This window comes from Streptococcus constellatus, from assembly GCF_902167705.1.
Taxonomy (GTDB): domain Bacteria; phylum Bacillota; class Bacilli; order Lactobacillales; family Streptococcaceae; genus Streptococcus; species Streptococcus constellatus_A.
Window position 1 is genome coordinate 124,632 of sequence record NZ_CABHMZ010000003.1, and the last position, 22,368, is coordinate 146,999.

The 22,368-nt window shown below is 39.6% G+C and carries 20 protein-coding genes, 1 pseudogene and 1 other annotated feature; of the genes and pseudogenes, 17 read left to right on the forward strand and 4 right to left on the reverse strand.

Annotated features, from left to right (window positions below; genetic code table 11):
- The first annotated feature begins 48 nt into the window (after positions 1–48).
- Both udk and FQ204_RS00875 read left to right on the forward strand, forming a co-directional pair.
- Entirely contained in the window at positions 49–684 is a 636-nt protein-coding gene (gene udk / locus FQ204_RS00870) for a uridine kinase (RefSeq protein ID WP_144207442.1), read from the forward strand.
- 39 nt (positions 685–723) lie between these two features.
- A complete protein-coding gene (locus FQ204_RS00875) occupies positions 724–1,404 on the forward strand; it encodes a YoaK family protein (RefSeq protein WP_186286793.1) in 681 nt (226 codons plus the stop codon).
- Between the two features lie 56 nt (positions 1,405–1,460).
- Here FQ204_RS00875 and pepT read toward each other — a convergent pair whose 3' ends face one another.
- Entirely contained in the window at positions 1,461–2,684 is a 1,224-nt protein-coding gene (gene pepT, locus FQ204_RS00880; RefSeq protein WP_144207448.1) for a peptidase T, read from the reverse strand.
- Positions 2,685–2,816: 132 nt separating this feature from the next.
- Positions 2,817–3,632 (reverse strand): Cof-type HAD-IIB family hydrolase, encoded by an 816-nt coding sequence (locus tag FQ204_RS00885; RefSeq protein WP_144207451.1) that lies wholly within the window; start codon positions 3,630–3,632, stop codon positions 2,817–2,819.
- Between the two features lie 137 nt (positions 3,633–3,769).
- On the opposite strand from FQ204_RS00885, the gene lepA reads away from it, so the two are divergent.
- From lepA to FQ204_RS00920, 7 genes and pseudogenes are all read left to right on the forward strand, one after another.
- Positions 3,770–5,593, forward strand: a complete 1,824-nt coding sequence (lepA, locus tag FQ204_RS00890; RefSeq protein WP_144207454.1) for a translation elongation factor 4 — start codon at positions 3,770–3,772, stop codon at positions 5,591–5,593.
- Positions 5,594–5,699: 106 nt separating this feature from the next.
- Positions 5,700–6,329, forward strand: a pseudogene (locus FQ204_RS00895) (hypothetical protein).
- Between the two features lie 232 nt (positions 6,330–6,561).
- Positions 6,562–7,464 carry a UDP-N-acetylmuramate dehydrogenase gene (gene murB / locus FQ204_RS00900; RefSeq protein WP_144207457.1) on the forward strand — a complete coding sequence of 301 codons (903 nt, stop codon included), beginning with the start codon at positions 6,562–6,564 and terminating at the stop codon, positions 7,462–7,464.
- Between the two features lie 97 nt (positions 7,465–7,561).
- Positions 7,562–8,719, forward strand: coding sequence for an ABC transporter ATP-binding protein (locus tag FQ204_RS00905; RefSeq protein ID WP_144207460.1), 1,158 nt, complete (start codon positions 7,562–7,564; stop codon positions 8,717–8,719).
- Positions 8,700–9,506 (forward strand): ABC transporter permease, encoded by an 807-nt coding sequence (locus tag FQ204_RS00910; protein ID WP_144207463.1) that lies wholly within the window; start codon positions 8,700–8,702, stop codon positions 9,504–9,506. The genes FQ204_RS00905 and FQ204_RS00910 overlap by 20 nt, the downstream gene beginning before the upstream one ends.
- Positions 9,503–10,276 carry an ABC transporter permease gene (locus FQ204_RS00915; RefSeq protein WP_003027519.1) on the forward strand — a complete coding sequence of 258 codons (774 nt, stop codon included), beginning with the start codon at positions 9,503–9,505 and terminating at the stop codon, positions 10,274–10,276. Before FQ204_RS00910 ends, FQ204_RS00915 begins: the two co-directional genes overlap by 4 nt.
- Positions 10,273–11,343: an ABC transporter substrate-binding protein gene (locus tag FQ204_RS00920; protein ID WP_144207465.1), complete on the forward strand. Its 1,071-nt coding sequence runs from the start codon at positions 10,273–10,275 to the stop codon at positions 11,341–11,343. Before FQ204_RS00915 ends, FQ204_RS00920 begins: the two co-directional genes overlap by 4 nt.
- Before the next feature lie 250 nt (positions 11,344–11,593).
- On the opposite strand, the gene FQ204_RS00925 is transcribed toward FQ204_RS00920, so the two are convergent.
- Together FQ204_RS00925 and ppdK are read right to left on the reverse strand one after the other, a co-directional pair.
- Positions 11,594–12,016, reverse strand: coding sequence for a DUF6556 family protein (locus FQ204_RS00925; protein ID WP_144207468.1), 423 nt, complete (start codon positions 12,014–12,016; stop codon positions 11,594–11,596).
- A gap of 188 nt (positions 12,017–12,204) precedes the next feature.
- Entirely contained in the window at positions 12,205–14,814 is a 2,610-nt protein-coding gene (gene ppdK, locus FQ204_RS00930; protein WP_144207490.1) for a pyruvate, phosphate dikinase, read from the reverse strand.
- Positions 14,815–14,994: 180 nt separating this feature from the next.
- On the opposite strand from ppdK, the gene FQ204_RS00935 reads away from it, so the two are divergent.
- From FQ204_RS00935 to rpmA, 8 genes are all read left to right on the forward strand, one after another.
- Complete coding sequence (locus tag FQ204_RS00935) at positions 14,995–15,624, forward strand: CBS domain-containing protein (protein WP_144207493.1); 630 nt, start codon at positions 14,995–14,997, stop codon at positions 15,622–15,624.
- A 12-nt stretch (positions 15,625–15,636) separates the two neighbouring features.
- On the forward strand, positions 15,637–16,461 hold the full coding sequence (locus FQ204_RS00940) for a pyruvate, water dikinase regulatory protein (protein WP_144207496.1): 825 nt from the start codon (positions 15,637–15,639) through the stop codon (positions 16,459–16,461).
- Between the two features lie 39 nt (positions 16,462–16,500).
- Positions 16,501–18,420 (forward strand): fructose-1,6-bisphosphatase, encoded by a 1,920-nt coding sequence (locus FQ204_RS00945; protein WP_144207499.1) that lies wholly within the window; start codon positions 16,501–16,503, stop codon positions 18,418–18,420.
- 126 nt (positions 18,421–18,546) lie between these two features.
- The gene (locus tag FQ204_RS00950; RefSeq protein WP_144207502.1) at positions 18,547–19,689 is read left to right on the forward strand and encodes a cysteine desulfurase family protein; all 1,143 of its coding nucleotides are present in this window, start codon (positions 18,547–18,549) and stop codon (positions 19,687–19,689) included.
- 3 nt (positions 19,690–19,692) lie between these two features.
- Positions 19,693–20,907, forward strand: a complete 1,215-nt coding sequence (gene thiI / locus FQ204_RS00955) for a tRNA uracil 4-sulfurtransferase ThiI (RefSeq protein WP_144207505.1) — start codon at positions 19,693–19,695, stop codon at positions 20,905–20,907.
- A 108-nt stretch (positions 20,908–21,015) separates the two neighbouring features.
- Positions 21,016–21,087: a sequence feature (ribosomal protein L21 leader region), on the forward strand.
- A 34-nt stretch (positions 21,088–21,121) separates the two neighbouring features.
- Entirely contained in the window at positions 21,122–21,436 is a 315-nt protein-coding gene (gene rplU / locus FQ204_RS00960; RefSeq protein WP_003035040.1) for a 50S ribosomal protein L21, read from the forward strand.
- A 16-nt stretch (positions 21,437–21,452) separates the two neighbouring features.
- On the forward strand, positions 21,453–21,797 hold the full coding sequence (locus FQ204_RS00965) for a ribosomal-processing cysteine protease Prp (protein ID WP_003040403.1): 345 nt from the start codon (positions 21,453–21,455) through the stop codon (positions 21,795–21,797).
- Positions 21,798–21,814: 17 nt separating this feature from the next.
- Positions 21,815–22,108 carry a 50S ribosomal protein L27 gene (gene rpmA, locus FQ204_RS00970; protein ID WP_003032879.1) on the forward strand — a complete coding sequence of 98 codons (294 nt, stop codon included), beginning with the start codon at positions 21,815–21,817 and terminating at the stop codon, positions 22,106–22,108.
- The last annotated feature ends 260 nt before the right edge of the window (positions 22,109–22,368 follow it).

Sequence of the window (22,368 nt, forward strand, 5' to 3'; positions counted from 1 at the left end):
TCATGATTTGGTGTAAAATAGATAAGATGATAAAAAATGGAGTGAATAATGCAAAATAGACCGATTATTATTGGCGTAACTGGTGGTTCTGGTGGCGGTAAGACGAGTGTTTCAAGAGCCATTCTGTCAAATTTTCCAAATGAAAAAATTGCTATGATTGAGCACGATTCTTACTATAAGGATCAATCTCATTTGACATTTGAAGAGCGAATCAAGACCAATTATGACCATCCTTTTGCTTTTGATACAGATTTGATGATTGCGCAAATCAAGGAATTGCTGGCAGGACGTCCAGTAGATATTCCGACGTATGATTATACAGCTCATACACGCAGTGAGAAAACCTATCGTCAAGAGCCGCAAGATGTCTTTATTGTAGAAGGGATTCTGGTTTTAGAAGATGAGCACTTGCGAGATTTAATGGACATTAAGATTTTTGTTGATACAGATGATGATGTTCGAATCATTCGTCGGATTAAGCGAGATATGGATGAGCGTGGACGTAGTTTAGATAGTGTTATTGAGCAATATTTAGGTGTGGTAAAACCCATGTATCATCAATTTATCGAGCCTACGAAGCGCTATGCGGATGTGATTATTCCAGAAGGAGCTTCTAATACAGTGGCGATTGATTTAATTACAACAAAAATTGAAAAAATCTTGCAGGAAGCAAGAGAGCAATAGAAAGGAAGTCTAGTGAGGAAGTGCTAGACTTTTTAGGTAATGATGATAAATAGTGTAAAAAGAAAAAGGGAATTTCATTCGCGCTCGAAATTTTTTGCCTGTCTGCTGACCTTTTGTGCGGGATTTATTGATGCTTATACATTTATTGAAAGAGGCGGGACATTGGTTGCAGGGCAAACAGGAAACGTTGTTTTCTTGTCAGTTGAATTGATTCATCATGAGACAGGAGAAATAGAAGTGAAGTTGGCAACGATGCTGGCTTTTGTGATGGGCATTTTTGTGTTAACCATTTTTAAAAATAACTTTGAAAATTCTTTATGGCGCTTATCTAGCATTCTTCCACTGATTTTGGTTTGTGGGTTTACAGGATTTCTGCCAGCAACTGTGTCCAATCTTTTCATTGTTCCGCCGATTGGTTTTTGTATGGGATTGGTGGCAACGGCTTTTGGTGAAGTGGACGGCATTGTCTACAATAATTCCTTTATGACGGGCAATATCAAAAAAACAATGGTAGCTTTTGGTACTTATGTGCGGACAAAAGAAAAAACTTGCTTAGCAGAGGGCATTTTCTTCGTGGCTTTATTGGGAAGTTTTGTGACAGGAGCGATTGTTTCCACTTATTTGATCCAATTTTATTTGTTGAAAACAATCTGGCTTGTAGCTATTATTTTACTAGCATTTTTGAATTTTAGAATGGTTCAATACATTCGCAGAAGATAAAAAACTTTAGCTCTCATTATGTAGAGCTAAAGTTTTTTGTGTTTAATCAGAAGTTGCTAATCTTTGTAAGAAACGATACCAATAATAGTATCAACGGCGCGTTCCATTGTTTGCAGACTGACGTATTCAAAGCGTCCATGCATGTTTTCACCGCCGGCAAAGATATTTGGTGTCGGAATGCCCATGAAGGAAATCTTTGAGCCATCTGTTCCGCCACGAATAGGCTCGATAATCGGCTTGATGTCCAATTTTTCCATGACAGCCTTTGCAATATTGATAGGTGTCATGTCTTTTTCAATGACTTGACGCATATTGTAGTATTGATCTTTAAGTTCTAACTGAACACGTTCACCGCCAAGCGTTGCATTCATCTTATCGGCAATAGAGCGCATGAGTTCTTTGCGTTTTTCAAAAGTTGTTGTATCGAAGTCGCGAATGATATAACTTGCTCGTGCTTCTTCGACAGTTCCCTCTACATTCATAAGGTGGTAGAAGCCCTCGTAGCCGTCTGTTAATTCAGGGCGAGCACTGTCTGGTAATTGATTATGAAAGTTAATAGCTAATTGCAGAGCGTTAATCATTTGTCCTTTAGCTGTGCCTGGGTGGACATTGCGACCTTGGAAAGTGATTTCTGCGCCAGCTGCAGAAAAGGTTTCAAATTGAAGTTCTCCGAGCGGTCCGCCGTCAATCGTATAAGCAAAATCCACGTCGAAATCTGCTGCATCAAACTTGTCAGCTCCGACCCCGATTTCTTCATCTGGACCAAAGCCAACTCGAATTTCGCAGTGCTTGATGTCAGGATGAGCTGTTAGATACTCAATCGCTGTCATGATTTCAGCGATACCTGATTTATCATCAGAGCCGAGAAGAGTCGTTCCATCGGTTGTAATCAAGGTTTGTCCCTTGTATTTTTTTAAACTAGCAAAATCAGCAGGGTCAAGGTTAAAATCAGATTGTCCCAGTGGAATCACGCCACCGTCATAATTTTCAATGATTTGTGGATTGACACCTTCTGCATTGAAATCTGCTGTGTCCATGTGGGAAATGAGACCAATCTTGCGCGTGAGACTTGGATCATTTGCAGGAAGAGTACCGATAGCGTAGCCATTTGGTAAATAATATACATTTTCCAAACCAACGCGTTTCATCTCAGGAATGAGGATGTTATTGGCAAAATCTACTTGGCTTTGCGTGCTTGGTGTTGTAGTAGCCTGTTCATCAGAGCGAGTGTTTACTTTTACATAAGTTAAAAAGCGTTCTAAAAGATTAGGGTAGTTCATAAGTTCTCCTTTTTGCATAGATGTAATTAGTGTATCATATTTTGAGAGGGAAGGCTATTTACAAATAGTGAAAGAATGACAATATTCTCAATAAAAATCATGAACTTGAAAAGAAGCTCATGATTCCCCCTATTAGTTATTTAAAATGAGTTTTTCAATAGCTGTAGCGACGCCGTTTTCGTCATTGCTATCTGTAACGTAATCAGCAAGTTTTTTAACATAGTCACTAGAATTTCCCATAGCCACACCAAGACCTGCGAATTGCAGCATTTCAATATCGTTGTTGGCATCACCAAGTGCCATAATTTCTTGAGGCTTGATGTCTAATTGTTGAGCTAATTCCTTAAGAGCAGTCGCTTTAGTAGTGCCTTTGGGCATAGCTTCGTAAATGACTGGTTGGGAACGAACACCGCTGAAATGTTGAGAAATCTGCGAACCAAATTGTTTTTCAAAAGTATCTAACTCATCAGGCTGGGCTAAAAACATAGCTTGAAACATGATATTCTTGCCGCTGATAGCTTCTTCAAGGCTGATTTCTGTGGGGGTTGTAAAGACAAGGCTTGCGTCATAGGTGACTAGCTCACTCGGCTTTTCGTCTACTACTAAATAACGTTCTTCATCAAAAAGAGTCAACTGGGCAGGAGTTTGCTTGGCGATTTTATCTAGATAAAGAATGTCTTTCACACTCAGCTCTTTCCAAGCAACAAGATTCCAGTCCTTGGTTTGATGAGTAGAGCAGCCGTTATTGATGATGACATATTCGTTTTCTCCACTCAGTCCTAATTGTTCATAGTAAAGTTTCACTCCGACCAAGGGACGACCTGTACAAAGAACGAGCTTTACTCCGTTTTCAACTGCCTTGTGAATAGCATCAATATGTGCTTGGGGAATTTCTTTTTGACTATTTAAAAGCGTACCGTCTATATCTAATGCGATTAGTTTAATCATAGCACTCTCATTTCTGTAAATGTATTTGCTTTTATTATAGCACAAATGAAACGGGATATGGAACGCTTTTTCAAGACTGGCAAAAGTCACCTGCCTTATGTTATAATAAATAGAATACCCGAAAAGGAAGAGAAATAATGAACTTAGATGAATTAAAAAAACGGCAGGAGAAGATTCGGAATTTCTCCATTATTGCGCATATTGACCACGGTAAGTCAACTTTAGCAGACAGAATTTTGGAAGCAACGGAGACGGTTTCGAGTCGAGAAATGCAGGCTCAGCTTTTGGATAGCATGGATTTGGAGCGGGAGCGGGGCATTACCATTAAGCTCAATGCGATTGAACTCAACTATACTGCCAAGGACGGTGAAACTTATATTTTTCACTTGATTGACACACCGGGACACGTGGACTTTACCTATGAAGTCTCTCGTTCTTTGGCGGCCTGTGAAGGGGCTGTTTTGGTGGTTGATGCAGCACAAGGCATTGAAGCACAAACTTTAGCCAATGTCTATCTCGCCTTGGATAATGATCTAGAAATTTTGCCGGTTATCAATAAAATTGACCTTCCAGCTGCTGATCCAGAGCGGGTGCGGACTGAGATTGAAGATGTCATTGGTTTGGACGCAAGCGAAGCTGTGTTGGCTTCGGCTAAAGCTGGTATCGGGATTGAAGAGATTCTAGAGCAAATCGTGGAGAAAGTTCCTGCGCCGACAGGAGATGTTACAGCACCACTCAAGGCTCTTATTTTTGACTCGGTTTATGATGCTTATCGTGGAGTTATCTTGCAAGTGCGCGTGATGGACGGAGTTGTGAAGCCGGGTGATACCATTCAGCTCATGAGTAATGGCAAGACTTTTGATGTGACCGAAGTCGGTATTTTTACTCCAAAAGCTGTTGGACGAGATTTCCTCGCAACAGGTGATGTTGGTTATATCGCAGCTTCTATCAAGACCGTTCAAGATACTCGGGTTGGCGATACAGTGACCTTGGCGAATAATCCAGCAGATGAACCACTTCATGGCTACAAGCAGATGAACCCGATGGTTTTTGCCGGACTTTATCCAATTGAGTCCAATAAATACAATGATTTACGGGAAGCTTTGGAAAAACTTCAACTTAATGATGCTAGTCTGCAATTTGAACCAGAAACCTCACAAGCACTAGGTTTTGGCTTCCGTTGTGGATTCCTCGGTTTGCTTCACATGGATGTCATTCAGGAACGTTTGGAGAGAGAGTTTAATATTGACTTGATTATGACAGCCCCGTCCGTTATCTACAAGGTTAATATGACAGACGGAGAAGCCCTTGATGTTTCCAATCCGAGCGAATTTCCAGAACCAACCAAGATTGATTCCATTGAAGAGCCTTATGTCAAGGCACAGATTATGGTACCACAGGAATTTGTCGGAGCAGTCATGGAATTGGCTCAGCGCAAACGCGGTGATTTTGTGACAATGGATTATATCGATGAAAATCGGGTCAATGTCATCTATCAAATCCCATTGGCAGAAATTGTCTTTGACTTCTTTGACAAACTAAAATCCTCAACTCGTGGTTATGCTAGTTTTGACTATGAAATTTCAGAGTACCGCAAGTCAAGTCTTGTCAAAATGGACATCCTGCTCAATGGCGACAAGGTCGATGCCCTCAGCTTTATCGTCCACAAGGAATTTGCCTATGAACGTGGAAAATTGATTGTTGAAAAATTAAAGAAAATTATTCCGCGTCAGCAATTTGAAGTACCGATTCAGGCAGCAATCGGTCAGAAAATCGTGGCACGGACAGACATCAAAGCTTTGCGCAAGAATGTCTTAGCAAAATGTTACGGTGGAGATGTTTCCCGTAAACGTAAGCTCTTGGAAAAACAAAAAGCTGGTAAGAAACGGATGAAAGCGATTGGTTCTGTCGAAGTACCGCAGGAAGCTTTCCTCAGCGTTCTCAGCATGGACGATGAATAATTTTCTAAAAACTAAGCGAACTCGCTTAGTTTTTTATATAATTCAAAAAACGCTTTCCCGACACTGAAAAATATGCTAAAATAAAGTAAGAAGAAAGGAGATTATGATGAATACGAAAAAGAAATATTTGATATGTTTTTTAGCATGTTTAGTTAGTATTATTCTTGGAGCGTGTAGTTCAAACGGAGGAAGCAAAACGAAATCATCATCTTAGCTTTCTTCGTCAAGCAAAGTATCTGCAAAAGAAAGCAGTAGCTCAAGTTCGTCAAATGCTACGAAAAAAGATGTAAAAGCGGAAGAAACACAACGTGTAGGGTCGGATGATTATGGTTACATTGATATTCCTAAAGAGTGGCTGAAGTTTACTGATGTAAATGGTGGTGACAGCATTCAATACACGGACGGTTCTGCCTATAATATTGTGACCATGAATGCCTATACAAAAGAAAAAGCACATATCCCAGAGGGAGAAGAGCTTACAGCTCAAACGATTGCCAATCGCATTTACTACAATTGGGAAAACAATAAAAATGTAAATAGAGTTTGGGGTTCAAAAAGCACGGTTGCAGATAACGAAGCCTATCAAGTCAATGTCACAATGAAATCAGGTCAGTACCTAATTAGTTAGGTTTTCAAAAAGGACGAGAAAGTTTATCTCATTGCATTTGAAGGTGATCGAAAGACACTCTTAGCATTCATTCCCTATATTGAAGATACATGGAGTTTGAGTAAATAAAGCTCAAAGGCTTAAAGAGAAATTTCAAGTTGATCTTCAAATTTAAAACTGAGAGAGTGAGGAGAAGTTGGTTTCTATGAAATCATGGCTTTTATCACTCTCTTTTTAATAGTCTGCATAGCCTATAGGAAAGGGACGTACAATCATTTTTAGGAATATTTTTTCTTTATTCTATCGTAAATATGTTCTAAATTTGGTATAATAGATTGAATTTTGTTTAAGAGAGAAAAAAATGTCAACTTTAGAAATGTTAAAATCTGAATTGAACGGAATTGATATCCGTTTTGATGAACCTTTAAAACAATACACTTATACAAAAGTAGGTGGAGCTGCGGATTATTTGGTTTTTCCACGAAATCGTTATGAATTGGCACGAGTGGTGAAATTTGCTAATCGAGAGCAAATTCCTTGGATGGTACTAGGGAATGCTAGCAATATCATTGTTCGCGACGGTGGTATTCGCGGTTTTGTGATTATGTTTGATAAGTTAAATGGTGTTGCAGTGGATGGCTATACCATTGAAGCAGAGGCGGGTGCCAATCTGATTGAAACGACTCACATTGCACTCCATCACAGCCTAACAGGTTTTGAGTTTGCCTGTGGGATTCCAGGGAGCATTGGCGGCGCTGTCTTTATGAATGCTGGTGCTTACGGCGGCGAAATTGCGCATATTTTACTTTCTTGTAAGGTGCTGACACGGGATGGAGAAATCAAAAATATTAGTGCTCAAGACATGAAATTTGGTTATCGCCGTTCCTACGTTCAACAGACAGGTGATGTGGTGATTTCTGCCAAGTTTGCCTTAGCACCAGGAATGCACCGTGTGATTCGTCAAGAAATGGAACGTTTGACACATCTTCGTCAATTGAAGCAGCCATTGGAGTATCCTTCTTGTGGCTCTGTTTTTAAACGTCCAGTGGGACATTTTGCAGGGCAATTGATTAGTGAAGCAAATTTAAAAGGATACCGTATTGGTGGGGTGGAAGTTTCGACAAAACATGCTGGCTTTATGGTCAATGTTGATAACGGAACTGCTGCAGATTATGAAAATTTGATTGCGCATGTAATTGAGACTGTCAAAGCTCATTCAGGTGTGACCTTGGAAAGAGAAGTCCGAATTATTGGCGAGAAATGAGTGTCTCTAGTGGCAACATTCATATCATTCTCCAAGAAAATCAGTCAGGACAAGACTTTAATTTGTCAATCTATGAAAAAGAAGGAATTTATGGCAATTGAACAAACCAATCATTGAATTTAAAAACGTATCAAAGGTTTTTGAAGATAATAATACAGTCGTCTTAAAGGACATCAACTTTGAGCTAGAAGAAGGCAAATTTTACACACTTCTGGGTGCATCAGGATCAGGAAAATCAACCATTCTAAATATCATCGCTGGCTTGTTAGATGCTTCAAGCGGTGATGTTTTTCTTGATGGCGTCCGAATTAACGATATTCCGACCAACAAACGCGATGTGCACACAGTGTTTCAGTCCTATGCTCTTTTTCCGCACATGACCGTTTTTGAAAATGTGGCATTTCCGTTGCGTTTGCGTAAAGTTGAAAAACAAGAAGTAGAGCGTCGGGTTGCGGAAGTCTTGAAAATGGTGCGTTTGGATGGTTTTGAGAAACGCTCTATTCGCAAATTGTCCGGTGGGCAGCGGCAGCGTGTTGCAATAGCACGTGCTATTGTTAATGAACCGCGAGTTGTTTTGCTGGACGAGCCTTTATCTGCACTGGATTTGAAGTTGCGGACAGACATGCAGTATGAATTGCGAGAATTGCAGCAACGTCTAGGGATTACCTTTGTCTTTGTCACCCACGACCAAGAAGAAGCACTAGCCATGAGCGACTGGATTTTTGTGATGAATGACGGGGAGATTGTTCAGTCAGGGACACCTGTTGATATATATGACGAACCCATCAATCACTTTGTAGCGACGTTTATCGGGGAGTCCAATATTCTTCCAGGAAAGATGATTGAAGACTATTTGGTTGAATTTAATGGCAAACGATTTGAAGCCGTTGACGGAGGAATGCGTCCAAATGAGCAGGTGGAAGTCGTCATTCGGCCAGAAGATTTGCGGATTACACTTCCTGAAGAAGGAAAGCTGCAAGTTAAGGTTGATACACAGCTCTTCCGCGGCGTGCATTATGAGATTATTGCTTATGATGAATTGGGCAATGAGTGGATGATTCATTCAACTCGCAAGGCCATTGTCGGAGAAGAGATTGGGTTACAGTTTGAACCAGAAGATATTCATATCATGCGCCTCAATGAAACAGAGGAAGAGTTTGACGCTCGGATTGAAGAATATGTCGAAATGGAAGAGCAAGAAGCTGGCTTAATCAATGCCATTGAGGAGGAGCGCGATGAAGAAAACAACCTCTAATCTTTTTGTTGCTCCTTATATTCTTTGGATTTTATTATTTGTATTGGCGCCTGTTGCCATGATTGTTTGGCAGTCGTTTTTCAATATCGAAGGTCACTTTACCCTTGAAAATTACAAGACTTACTTCGCTTCGCAAAATCTGACTTATCTCAAAATGAGTTTAAACTCTGTTTTATATGCGGGGATTATCACAGTTGTCACCTTAGTAATCAGTTACCCAACGGCATTTTTATTGACGCAACTAAAACACAAACAGCTTTGGTTGATGCTCATTATTTTGCCGACCTGGGTCAATCTGCTTCTCAAAGCTTATGCTTTTATTGGGATTTTTGGACAAAATGGCTCTGTCAATCAATTTTTAAGCTTTATTGGGATAGGTGCTCAGCAAATCCTGTTTACAGATTTCTCTTTTATTTTTGTAGCCAGTTATATTGAGCTACCCTTTATGATATTGCCGATTTTTAATGTTTTAGAGGATATGGATCAAAATCTGATTAATGCCAGCTATGATCTTGGTGCCAATCGTTGGGAAACCTTCCGTCGTGTCGTTTTTCCTTTATCTATGAATGGCGTGAGAAGTGGTGTGCAGTCTGTCTTTATTCCCAGTCTCAGTCTTTTTATGCTGACGCGTTTAATCGGTGGCAATCGCGTTATTACGCTAGGTACAGCCATTGAGCAGCATTTTCTGACTACACAAAATTGGGGCATGGGCTCAACCATTGGTGTTGTCTTGATTGTAGCTATGCTCGTTATCATGTGGGCAACGAAAGAAAGGGGAGAACGATGAAAAAAACTGCTAGTATTTATTTAACAGTCGTCTTCTTAATTCTTTATTTGCCGATTTTTTATTTGATTGGCTATGCGTTCAATGCTGGCGATGATATGAGCAAGTTTACAGGCTTTAGTCTGACGCATTTTCAAAATATGTTCAGTGATACTCGCCTGATGCTCATTTTGGCACAAACTTTTTTTCTGGCTTTTCTGTCTTCTTTGATTGCAACAGCAATCGGAACGTTTGGTGCCATTTATATTTATCAAGCCAAAAAGAAATACCAAGATGCCTTTTTATCGGTTAATAATATCCTCATGGTAGCGCCAGATGTCATGATTGGGGCAAGTTTCTTAATTCTTTTTACAACTATCAAATTTCAATTAGGTTTCCTATCCGTTTTGGCCAGTCATATTGCTTTTTCAATTCCTATCGTCGTCTTGATGATATTGCCACGGTTAAAGGAGATGAATGATGACATGATTAAGGCGGCCTATGATTTAGGGGCAAGCCAAGTTCAGATGCTAAAAGAAATCATGTTGCCCTATTTGACGCCAGCGATTATTGCAGGGTATTTTATGGCTTTTACTTATTCCTTGGACGATTTTGCAGTGACCTTCTTTGTGACAGGAAATGGTTTTTCAACCTTGTCGGTTGAGATTTACTCGCGGGCTCGTCAAGGGATTTCCCTGGAAATCAATGCTCTTTCTGCTTTAGTATTTCTGTTTAGTATTCTTTTGGTGATTGGCTATTACTTTATTTCTCGTGAGAAGGAGGATGCAGCATGAAAAAGCTCTATTCATTTTTAATGGGCATTGTTGCCATTATCCTTGTCCTCTGGGGATTGAGCTTTCACATTGAAAGCCAGACAAAAAGCGGGACTGGTGATAAATTGGTCATCTACAATTGGGGTGATTACATTGACCCAGAATTATTGACAAAATTTACCAAGGAGACGGGAGTCCAAGTCCAATATGAAACCTTTGATTCCAACGAATCCATGTACACCAAGATTAAGCAGGGCGGGACAACTTACGATATTGCCATTCCTAGTGAATACATGATTTCTAAAATGATGTCGGAGCACTTGCTTGAAAAATTGGATCATTCAAAAATTAAAGGGCTAGAAAATATTGGAAATCGGTTTTTAAATCAATCATTTGATCCCCAAAATCAATACTCCATTCCTTATTTTTGGGGAACGCTAGGCATTGTCTACAACACTGAATTGGTGAAAACAGCACCTAAGCATTGGAGTGATTTGTGGCGACCTGAATATAAAAATTCTATTATGATGATTGATGGAGCGCGTGAAGTGATGGGCGTTGGACTAAATGCTTTAGGTTATAGCCTCAATTCTAAAAATCCGAAGCAATTACAAGAAGCGGTTGATAAGCTTTATACATTGACACCGAATATCAAAGCAATTGTAGCAGACGAGATGAAGGGGTATATGATTCAAAATAATGCGGCGATTGGCGTTAGTTTCTCTGGGGAGGCGCAACAAATGTTGGAAAAGAATGACAAGCTTCGCTACGTTGTCCCAACAGAAGCCAGCAATCTTTGGTTTGATAATATTGTCATTCCTAAAACGGTCAAAAATAAAAAGGCTGCCTATCAATTTATTAACTTTATGTTAAAGCCTGAAAACGCCTATAAAAATGCCTTGTACGTTGGTTACTCTACCCCAAATGTACCAGCAAAAGCAATGCTCCCGAAAGAAGTGCAGGAAGATAAAGCTTTTTATCCAGATGAGGAAACTCTGAAGCATTTAGAAGTCTATCAACAGCTCGGCTCAAAATGGCTGGGAATTTATAACGATTTATATCTTCAAATGAAGATGTATCGGAAATAATGCTCTGTGCAAATTGTTTCAAACATCGTAAGCTTTAACAGTCCAAGGAACTATTAAGGCTACGGATAAAGAAACTAAGGTTTCCATCAACAACATTCTGGAAGCCAGTTGAAGTCGTAGGACAGGGTTCACGCAGTGAAACTCACTCAGACTTTTTGATTTTCAGTGAGTATAAAATTAGATATAAGAAAACGGAAGTTGAACAACTCTCAGGCATTGGTCTGATGAGTTGTCTCACTTCCGTTATTTTTTAATTGCTAGAGCTTGATGATGTTGTATCATTGTCAGCACTGTCACTGCTTGTTTGACTAGAGCTAGTATCGTTTGATGTATTGCTAGACTGCGTGGTGTCAGAACTAGCAATACTTGTTTCTGTTTCGCCTTGACTAGTAGCAGTCGTGTTGCTAGAGCTAGAGACCTCAGTTGTTGTTTCTTTCTGAATTTCTTTGATAATGGTTGTTTGTGTTGTCTGACTGGTTTTTGTTTTGTTATCAGATTTATTGTTATTCATGAAAGTCAGGATTGTGATTGTTGCAGTGATAATCCCAAGAATACTCCCAATCGTAGCAAGGGTCTTTTGAAAAGCAGAGAGCCCTTTTTTGATATGGTGACGAGTAGGCGCTTTTTCTTCTTTAGTAGTTGAAGTTTTGTTTTTCCGAGAATAATTTTCCATTGTAAGTTGATAATCTCCTTTCTCATCTCCATTATACCCTCTTTGTTTAAAATTGTCTTAAAAAAATTTAAAACGTTGAAAATTTCATGTAAATTGATTGAAACGAAGTCGCTTTTTACAAAAAATCAGCTCCATCATTGTCTGTCCTGTTAGCAGATGAAAAGAGCTGATGTAATTATAAGGAAGGACTAGGAAAGATTTGCTTGTGCCACAGCTAATCGTGCGGCAGGGACACGATAAGGAGAGCAAGAAACATAAGTAATGCCAATCTTTTGGAAGAAAGGAATAGAAGTGGGGTCTCCTCCGACTTCACCACAAACTCCAATCGGAAGATTTGGCTTCACTTGGCGAGCCTTCGAGATAGCTATTTTCATGAGTTCCCCAACTCCAGCCTGATCAATGGTTTGGAATGGATCAAATGACATAATTTCTTTGTCTTTGTAGTGCTGGATAAATTTTCCAATATCATCACGAGAAAAACCATAGGTCATTTGCGTCAAGTCATTGGTACCAAAACTAAAGAAATCGGCTTCTTCAGCTAGTTGGTCTGCAATAAAACAGGCGCGTGGCAATTCAATCATTGTCCCAATTTCATAAGGGAAAGGCTGTATGTGATGTTGCTTGAAAATTCGATCAATATGCTGACAAAGAAACGTTTTGATTGAAAGTAACTCCGACTTTTCTGCAATTAAAGGAATCATGATTTCTGGCTTAATGACCATGCCTTCTTTTGCCAGTCTTATAGCGCTATTAAAAATGGCTTCTACCTGCATTTTATAAATTTCAGGCTGTGTAATTCCCAAACGACAACCGCGGTGTCCCAGCATTGGATTTGTTTCTTGCAGAGAGGTGATTTTCTGCCTCAATTTATCAGAAGATACTTGTAGTTTTTCAGCTAACTGCTCAATTTCCTGTTTATTTTTTGGTAAAAATTCATGCATAGGCGGGTCTAGCAAACGGACAATCATCGGTTTATCCTGAATTGTTTGAAATATCTGATAGAAATCTTCCTCTTGGAAAGCTAAGAGTTTTGTTAAAGCAGACTTTGTTTCAGTTTCATCGTTTGATAAAATCAATCGCCGCATTTCTAAAATTCGTTTTTCGCCAAAGAACATGTGTTCTGTACGAGCAAGACCAATTCCCTTGGCACCAAATTGCATAGCTGTTTTTAAGTCTTGAATCGTTTCTGCATTTGCACGAACGCTCAGTTGAGCCATTTCATCTGCCCAAGAAAGGAACAATTGCAATTCGTCATTATTGTCAATCATAGTAGTTGGAATATTGCCCAAGTAGAGTTTGCCGGAAGTGCCATCTACAGAAAGGATGTCTCCCTCTTTTAGAGTCACTTTGTCGCATACAACTGTTTTATCGTATTCATTGATAGATAATTCTCCGCACCCTGCGACACAACAAGTACCCATACCACGAGCTACAACAGCAGCATGAGAAGTCATTCCACCGTGGCTAGTCACAATAGCTTGACTGACTACCATTCCTTCAATGTCTTCGGGAGAAGTTTCTTGGCGAACTAAAATCACTTTCTTTCCCAGTGCATGAAGTTCTTTGGCTCGTTCGGCAGTAAAGACAATTTCTCCTGTTGCTGCGCCTGGACTAGCCGGAAGTCCTTGAGTCAAATAATGAGCTGATTTTAAAGCTGATTCTTCAAAAACAGGGTGAATCAGCTGGTTAATGGCAGAAGGGCTGACTCGTAGGAGAGCCTCTTGTTTTGAAATCATTTTTTCATCTACTAAATCCAAAGCGATTTTTAAACTTGCTTTAGCGGTCCGCTTCCCATTTCGCGTTTGCAGAATATAAAGTTTCTCTTTTTCAATGGTAAATTCAATATCCTGCATATCTTTGTAGTGCTTTTCAAGAATCTTGGCGTAGTTACAGAAATCTTCATAGGCCTGCGGTAAGATCCGTTTCAGAGAGTCAATCGGTTCTGGAGTCCGAATACCAGCCACGACATCTTCTCCTTGCGCATTGAGCAAAAATTCCCCAAACAGGTGAGGTTCACCAGTGGCAGGATTTCTTGTGAAAACAACGCCTGTACCACTTTTTTGGTCGCTATTTCCAAACACCATACTCTGAACATTGACGGCCGTTCCTAAGTCGTGGGGAATTTGGTTCAATTCGCGGTAAACTTTAGCGCGTGGATTGTTCCATGATTTAAACACAGCCTTGATAGCAGCGTAGAGCTGCTCTTTGGGGCTTTGTGGGAAATTTTGATAGTGCTCCTGATAGAGTTCTTTATATTGTTGAATAAGTGATTGGTGCTCTTCTCTTGAAAAGTCATTGATTGTTTTATTCAATTGTTTTTCGGTCTTTTCTAAGCATTGGTCAAATTCTTCTTTGGGAATACCATAGACAACATCTGCAAACATCTGCAATAAACGCCGATAGCAATTATAAGCGAAATTAGCATTTGTCACATCTGCTAAAGTCTGAACACGCAAGTCATTTAGACCAAGATTGAGAATCGTGTCCATCATACCGGGCATAGAAATTTTTGCACCGCTACGAACAGAAACCAGCAGCAGTGAGGACTCATTCCCCATGAAAAATTTATCCGTTTTGGTTTCTAAATCCGTAATCGCTTTCAAAACTTCCTCTTTTAAAACAGATTCAAAAAAAGAAGGAGTTTCTAAATAACGTAGACAACTGTGAGTTGTAATTGTAAAGCCTTCTGGCACAGGGAGTCCTAAATGAGTCATTTCTGCCAAATTAGCTCCTTTACCACCTAGCAATGCTTTGTCGCAAGCGCGCCCTTCGTCAAAGGAATAAATCCATTTATCCATTTTTGCCTCCGATTTATTAAATATGTGTCACATTGAACGACAAATATATTGTAATATACAGCATATATTTTGTCAACAGAAAAGAATAAATCATAAATCGTTGACAATTAGGATATATTTGTTATAATATGACACATAATGATGGTTATTAAAGTTTGAAATTTTTAAAAGGAGTAACAGTTGAAATTAACGAAACGACAAAAAGAAATTGTAGAAATTGTGAAAAAAGATCAGCCAGTCAGCGGGGAAAAAATCTCAGAATTATTAGATGTGTCTAGGGCGACCTTGCGCTCAGATTTATCCTTTCTAACCTTAGTAGGGATTTTAAAAGCAAGCCCGAAAGTTGGCTACACTTATGCTGGTTCGGATTTGGAAACGCTCTTTTTCTTTGATACATTTCAGAAGAAAGTAGAGGATGTGATGACCTCTCCAGTATTGGTGGCACATGATTCTTTTATTCAAGATGCTATTATTACTTTATTTATGTATGATGCAGATGTTCTCTATGTGATAGATGAAGAAAAGCAACTGCTGGGCATTTTGTCGCGAAAGGATTTGTTAAGAGCTGCGCTCAATGCCAATATTGATGTGACACCAGTAGCCGTTTGCATGACCAGAATGCCGCATATAAAAACCTGTCATAAGGATTTGAATATTCTTGAAGCTGCGGCACTTTTGCAGGATTTTGCCATTGATTCACTGCCTGTTGTGGAGGAGCAAAATGAAGGTCATATTATCGGAACAATTACGAAGTCGGCTCTGCTGAACTTTATTATTCAAGAAGCTAGAAATGCAGAAGTAAATCGTTAAAAAGGAGTTTTCATGAAAAAAGAGATTACTATTTACACTATTTCTGATTCTTTGGGAGGAACATCCCAAAAATTATTATCAGCCGTTATGGCTCAATATCCAGATTTGATTTTCAACAATAGCTATCGGTTTCCTTTTATCAATAAGGAATCTGAATTGTTGGATATTTTGCAGGACGCTATCAAAGATGACGCAGTTGTTATCAGCACGTTGGTAGATAGCCATTTAGCTGCAACAGCCAGAGAATTTAGCAGAGTCAATCATTTATCTTATCTGGATTTGATGAATCCGTTCTTTGAGATTATCAAGGAAAAAACAGGTACTCAACCGATTGAAGTTCCGGGAGTCTTGCACCGTTTGGACACGGAATATTTCAATAAAATCTCTGCTATTGAATTTGCTGTTAAATATGACGACGGCAAGAACCCGCAAGGATTTTTGGAGTCAGATCTTGTGATTCTGGGAGTTTCTCGAACTTCCAAGACTCCGCTCAGCATCTATTTAGCTAATAAAGGCTATAAAGTATCGAATCTTCCCTTGATTCCTGAAGTTCCGCTACCACAGGTTTTAGATAAAGTAGATAGAAGAAGACTGATTGGGCTGGTTTGTGAACCGGATAAATTGGTCAAAGTAAGAAGCAACCGTTTGGATGCGCTCGGTTTGACACAAGCTACAAGCTATACAGATTTGGAAAAAGTTTATGAAGAATTGGATTATTCTAAGAAAGTTTTTCAAAAATATCAGGCTCATGTTATCAATATGACAGATAAGTCCATTGAAGAAACAGCTTGCATTATTGAAGAACATTTAAAATCTCTGGCTTCAAGTAAGGATTAAATAAAGTATTGAAGTATTGTATTGAAATGAGGTGAACGAATGGAGCAATACAAACGAATTTTATTAAAAGAGTTTGATTCCAAGCAAAAGGTCATCACAGAGTTAATCAATCTGGAAGCTATTTTAAACTTGCCGAAAGGGACAGAACTGTACCTTAGTGATATTCATGGTGAGTTTGAGGCTTTTGACTATATCCTAAGGACCTGTGCGGGAAATCTGAACGAAAAAATCAACGACTGCTTTGGGGAGGAATTATCAAAAGCGGAAAAAGACAAGCTGACCTTGCTGATTGCTTATCCTCAGGAAGTTTTGAGCGATGGTTTCCTTTATCCTTTGAAAGATAAAAGCTGGTATGGAGAAATCATTCAAAACTTATTGACTTTGCTAGCTTTTGTAGCAGCTAAATACACACGCTCTAAAGTAAGGAAAGCCTTGCCGCCACAATATGCCTATATTATTGAGGAGTTGCTTTATACTGATAGAAATCTGCCGGATAGCAATATTTATTTTGAAACGATTCAGAACTATTTGATTGATTTAGGTGAAGCAAGTCAGTTTATTTCGGCATTAGCAAAGGTCATTCGGCAGTTAATCATTGATCATCTTCACATAGTTGGCGATATTTTTGACCGAGGGGCAGCAGCGGATAAAGTAATGAATGAGCTTATGGCTTATCATTCTGTTGATATTCAATGGGGCAATCACGACATTATCTGGATGGGGGCTTTCTTCGGATCAAAAGAATGCTTGCTTATTCTCTTGCGGATAGCTGCTAGATATGGTTATCTTTACGATATTGAGAAAGCTTATGGTATCAATCTAAGACCGCTCGTTCTCTTTGCTGAAAAAACTTATTCTGAAAATGCAAAGTTCAAACCAAAATTAGGAAAAAGAAGTGACAGCTATTCTCCTAAAGAAATCCTCCAGCTGGAAAAGGTTCACCAAGCACTGGCAATCATCCAGTTTAAATTGGAAAATCAATTGATTAAAAGACGACCGGAGTTTGATATGGCTCAACATCTTACTCTTGATAAGATTGATTACTGGGAAGAGAGTATCATGATAGGAGAGAAGAAACATTTTCTAATCAATACTTGCTTTCAAACGGTTAATCCTCAAAATCCTGACCAACTGACAGACGAGGAAGAAGAAGTGGTTGCTAGCTTGCTGGATTCTTTCCAACATTCCCTTCAGCTCAAGAACCACATTTCTTTTCTGATGAAGAAGGGCTCCATGTATAAGATTTATAATAATCATCTCCTATTTCATGGTTGTATTCCTCTAGAAGCGTCAGGAGACTTTCAACCCTTACAGATCAATGAAATCCGCTATGCTGGCAAAGAATTACTCGACTTTTTTGAATACCATATTCGAGAAAGTTCCAAAAATCCGGAAATTCAAGACGATTTCTCAACGGATCTTATCTGGTACTGTTGGAATGGGAAACTATCTCCCTTGTTTGGCAAGGACAAGATGACGACCTTGGAGCGTTATTTTATCGAGGATAAACAAACGCATGTTGAAAAAGAAAATCCTTATTTCTCTTATCGGAATTCTGCTACTATCTGCAAGTTAATTTTAGAAGAATTTGGGCTCTTTTCAGAACATTCTAGAATTGTAAATGGTCATACACCTGTGAAAACTCTGAAAGGAGAATCACCAATTCGAGGTGAGGGAATGCTGTTCGTTATTGACGGTGGTTTGTGCGAAGCCTATCAAAAGAAAACGGGAATTGCTGGCTATTCCTTACTAAATAATTCTTATGGCTTCCAGATTGTCACACATCAGCCTTTTCAAAATGTTCAAAATATGATTGAGCAGGCTTTGGATTTATCTTCCTTGAAAAAAGTAGTCGAGCATGTTGAGGAGCGAACCTTAATCAAATCAACAACAATCGGAACAGGTCTCATTGAGCAGCAACAGGAATTATCTGCTCTTTTGCATGAATTTTATGACTAGTAAGAAAATAATATCTTTTTCCCCTCTCTAAGTTTTTCACTTAGAGAGCTTTTATTTATAACGTTCTCTGTTGTCCCCATTTCTTTTTCATGTTACAATAGGAGTATTGAAATGTAGAGGTTTAAGATGATTTATTTAGACAATTCAGCAACAACTAAGCCTTACCCAGAGGCTTTGGCTACTTATACAGAGGTTGCTTCAAAAATCTGGGGAAATCCCTCTAGTCTCCATAGTTTGAGCAGTCAGGCGACACGCTTGTTGGACGCATCTCGTAGGCAGATTGCAGAGCTTTTAGGCAAATCTTCTCAGGAGATTTTTTTTACGTCCGGAGGGACGGAAGGAGATAATTGGGTTATCAAGGGCGTGGCTTTTGAAAAAGCGCGCTATGGCAAGCATATCATTGTATCTGCTATTGAGCATCCTGCGGTGAAAGAGTCCGCTCTCTGGCTGGAAAAGCAAGGTTTTGAAGTGGACTTTGCGCCTGTTGATAAAAAAGGTTTTGTAGATGTTGAGAAATTAGCTAACCTTATCCGACCAGATACTACCTTAGTCTCTATCATGGCTGTCAACAATGAAATTGGTTCTGTTCAACCGATTAAGGCTATTTCAGAACTCTTAGCGGACAAGCCAACTATTTCTTTTCATGTGGATGCAGTGCAAGCCATAGCTAAGATTCCAACGGAAGATTACTTGACTGAGCGCGTGGACTTTGCAACATTTTCGAGTCATAAATTTCATGGTTTACGGGGTGTTGGTTTTGTTTATATCAAGTCTGGTAAGAAAATCAGTCCGCTGTTGAATGGTGGCGGTCAAGAATCAGACAAGCGTTCTACGACTGAAAATTTGGCGGGCATTGCAGCAACTGCAAAAGCCCTGCGCCTGTCTATGGGAAATCTGAAAACTTTCACCACACGAACAGCCAAGATGAAAGAGGTTATCCTAGAAGAGTTAGCGAAATACCCTGATGTGACGATTTTTTCAGGAATAGAAGAGTTTGCGCCCCATATCTTAACTTTCGGGATTAAAGGCGTACGAGGTGAAGTAGTGGTTCATGCTTTTGAAGAGTATGACATTTATATATCTACTACGAGTGCTTGTTCCTCTAAAGCTGGCAAACCAGCTGGAACTTTGATAGCCATGGGTGTTGAAAAATCCTTAGCTCAAACGGCTGTTCGTATCAGTCTGGACGCAGATAATGATATGAGTCAGATTGAGCAATTCCTGACAACGTTTAAACTCATTTATGAAAAAACTAGAAAAGTAAGGTAAACAATGCAATATTCAGAAATTATGGTTCGCTACGGTGAACTTTCAACCAAAGGAAAAAATCGCATGCGTTTTATTAACAAATTGAAACGCAATATGCAAGCAGTCCTCTCCATCTACCCAGATGCGCATGTGAAAGCAGACCGAGATCGTGCACATGTTTATCTTCATGGAACGGACTATCAGCTAGTTGCAGAATCGCTCAAACAGATTTTTGGGATTCAAAATTTCTCGCCGTCTTATAAGATTGAAAAATCAGTTCCTGCTTTGGTTGAAGCGGTGCAGACGATTATGAAAGAGATTTATAAAGAGGGGATGACTTTCAAGATTGCCAGCAAACGCAGCGACCACCATTTTGAATTGGATAGTCGTGAATTGAACCAAACTCTAGGAAATGCTGTCTTTGATGCGATCCCACATGTTCAAGTCAAGATGAAAGCGCCAGATATTACACTGCAAGTGGAAATACGCGAAGAAGCAGCCTATCTGTCCTATGAAACGATTCGTGGAGCAGGCGGTCTTCCTGTCGGAACATCTGGAAAAGGCATGCTGATGCTATCAGGTGGGATTGATTCACCCGTTGCAGGATATCTAGCTTTAAAGCGCGGGGTGGATATTGAAGCAGTGCACTTTGCTAGCCCACCTTACACTAGCCCAGGTGCTCTCAAAAAGGCGCAGGATTTGACGCGCAAATTAACCAAGTTTGGTGGCAATATTCAATTTATCGAAGTGCCGTTTACGGAAATTCAAGAAGAAATCAAAGCTAAAGCACCAGAAGCTTATCTGATGACCCTGGCTCGCCGTTTTATGATGCGGATCACAGATCGCATTCGTGAAGAACGCGGTGGGCTTGTTATCATCAACGGAGAAAGCCTTGGGCAAGTCGCCAGCCAAACGCTAGAGAGTATGCAAGCGATCAATGCGGTCACTAACACTCCAATTATTCGTCCAGTCGTGACCATGGATAAGCTGGAAATCATTGACATTGCTGAAAAGATTGATACCTTTAATATCTCAATTCAGCCTTTTGAAGACTGTTGTACCATTTTTGCCCCAGACCGTCCGAAAACCAATCCAAAGATAAAAAATGCAGAGCAATACGAAACACGTATGGATGTGGATGCTTTAGTGGAACGCGCTGTTGCTGGTATCGTCATAACTGAAATCACACCAGAAGTAGAAACAGACGAAATGGATGAGATGATTGAGGGATTGTTGTAGCGAAAATTGTTTTGCCGTTGTTTAAAAATTCATCAGATAGCCATCTTTTGATAAAAAATACTTGTCAAACTATTCCAGAAATGCTATACTTATAGAGTTGACTATGCACAGCCTGTGCAACCGCTCGAACATCGTCATAAGTGGTTCGTCCCACGATGCTAGGCGAGTCTTCACAAAATTAGGGGAAACCCGTAAAATTCATAGGAGGTGCATAATGAGCACATACGCAATCATTAAAACTGGCGGCAAACAAGTTAAAGTTGAAGTTGGTCAAGCAATTTACGTTGAAAAATTAGACGTTGAAGCTGGTCAAGATGTAACATTTGACGAAGTTGTTCTTGTTGGTGGTGAAAACACTGTTGTCGGAACTCCGCTTGTTTCTGGAGCTACTGTTGTTGGAACTGTTGAAAAACAAGGAAAACAAAAGAAAGTTGTTACTTACAAGTACAAACCTAAAAAAGGTAGCCATCGTAAACAAGGTCACCGTCAACCATATACTAAGGTTGTCATCAATGCAATCAACGCTTAATTTTTAAGGAGAGCACATGATACAAGCAGTCTTTGAACGAGCCGAGGATGGTGAGCTGAGGAGTGCAGAAATTACTGGACACGCCGAAAGTGGCGAATACGGCTTTGATGTCGTGTGTGCGTCGGTTTCTACGCTTGCCATAAATTTCATCAATTCGATTGAAAAATTCGCAGGCTATGAACCAATCTTAGAATTAAACGAAGAAGAAGGTGGATTTTTACGAGTAGAGATTCCTACGGATATTCCACCTCACCAAAGAGAAATGACTCAACTTTTCTTTGAATCATTCTTCTTGGGTATGGCAAACTTATCGGAGGACTCAGCTGAGTTCGTCCAAACAAGAGTTATCACAGAAAACTAACACGGAGGAAAAACATTATGTTGAAAATGAATCTTGCTAATCTGCAACTTTTCGCCCACAAAAAAGGTGGAGGTTCTACATCTAACGGACGCGATTCACAAGCAAAACGTCTTGGAGCTAAAGCGGCTGACGGACAAACTGTAACTGGTGGATCAATTCTTTATCGTCAACGCGGTACTCACATCTATCCAGGTGTCAATGTTGGACGCGGTGGAGATGACACTTTGTTTGCAAAAGTTGAAGGCGTTGTACGCTTTGAACGCAAAGGTCGCGATAAAAAACAAGTTTCTGTTTACCCAATTGCGAAATAAGAAATTAAAGACCCGTGCCTCTAAATGGCGTGGGCCTTTCTTGTGGGAATGAGAAATCATTTTAACAAAAACTTGTAGATAAAATGAACAATTTTTATCTTATAAAAGATACATAAGAGGCTGGGGTAGTCCAGTCAACCTATTTTGAGATAGCTGTAAACAATTTTGCAGCTATCTTTATTTTAAGTACATTTCACATGTGTTTTTTATGTATTTTAGTGCCATATTAATTGAATTATTCCAGTTATCAAAGTATAATA

Bases quoted from the DNA above. Each gene is read 5' to 3' on its own strand.
- FQ204_RS00965 (WP_003040403.1), top strand. From the start codon at position 21,453: ATGATACAAGCAGTCTTTGAACGAGCCGAGGATGGTGAGCTGAGGAGT.
- FQ204_RS00950 (WP_144207502.1), top strand. From the start codon at position 18,547: ATGATTTATTTAGACAATTCAGCAACAACTAAGCCTTACCCAGAGGCT.
- FQ204_RS00925 (WP_144207468.1), bottom strand. From the start codon at position 12,016: ATGGAAAATTATTCTCGGAAAAACAAAACTTCAACTACTAAAGAAGAA.
- ppdK (WP_144207490.1), bottom strand. From the start codon at position 14,814: ATGGATAAATGGATTTATTCCTTTGACGAAGGGCGCGCTTGCGACAAA.
- FQ204_RS00940 (WP_144207496.1), top strand. From the start codon at position 15,637: ATGAAAAAAGAGATTACTATTTACACTATTTCTGATTCTTTGGGAGGA.
- FQ204_RS00945 (WP_144207499.1), top strand. From the start codon at position 16,501: ATGGAGCAATACAAACGAATTTTATTAAAAGAGTTTGATTCCAAGCAA.
- rplU (WP_003035040.1), top strand. From the start codon at position 21,122: ATGAGCACATACGCAATCATTAAAACTGGCGGCAAACAAGTTAAAGTT.
- FQ204_RS00910 (WP_144207463.1), top strand. From the start codon at position 8,700: ATGAAGAAAACAACCTCTAATCTTTTTGTTGCTCCTTATATTCTTTGG.
- udk (WP_144207442.1), top strand. From the start codon at position 49: ATGCAAAATAGACCGATTATTATTGGCGTAACTGGTGGTTCTGGTGGC.
- FQ204_RS00875 (WP_186286793.1), top strand. From the start codon at position 724: ATGATGATAAATAGTGTAAAAAGAAAAAGGGAATTTCATTCGCGCTCG.
- thiI (WP_144207505.1), top strand. From the start codon at position 19,693: ATGCAATATTCAGAAATTATGGTTCGCTACGGTGAACTTTCAACCAAA.
- FQ204_RS00915 (WP_003027519.1), top strand. From the start codon at position 9,503: ATGAAAAAAACTGCTAGTATTTATTTAACAGTCGTCTTCTTAATTCTT.
- rpmA (WP_003032879.1), top strand. From the start codon at position 21,815: ATGTTGAAAATGAATCTTGCTAATCTGCAACTTTTCGCCCACAAAAAA.
- lepA (WP_144207454.1), top strand. From the start codon at position 3,770: ATGAACTTAGATGAATTAAAAAAACGGCAGGAGAAGATTCGGAATTTC.
- FQ204_RS00885 (WP_144207451.1), bottom strand. From the start codon at position 3,632: ATGATTAAACTAATCGCATTAGATATAGACGGTACGCTTTTAAATAGT.
- murB (WP_144207457.1), top strand. From the start codon at position 6,562: ATGTCAACTTTAGAAATGTTAAAATCTGAATTGAACGGAATTGATATC.
- FQ204_RS00920 (WP_144207465.1), top strand. From the start codon at position 10,273: ATGAAAAAGCTCTATTCATTTTTAATGGGCATTGTTGCCATTATCCTT.
- pepT (WP_144207448.1), bottom strand. From the start codon at position 2,684: ATGAACTACCCTAATCTTTTAGAACGCTTTTTAACTTATGTAAAAGTA.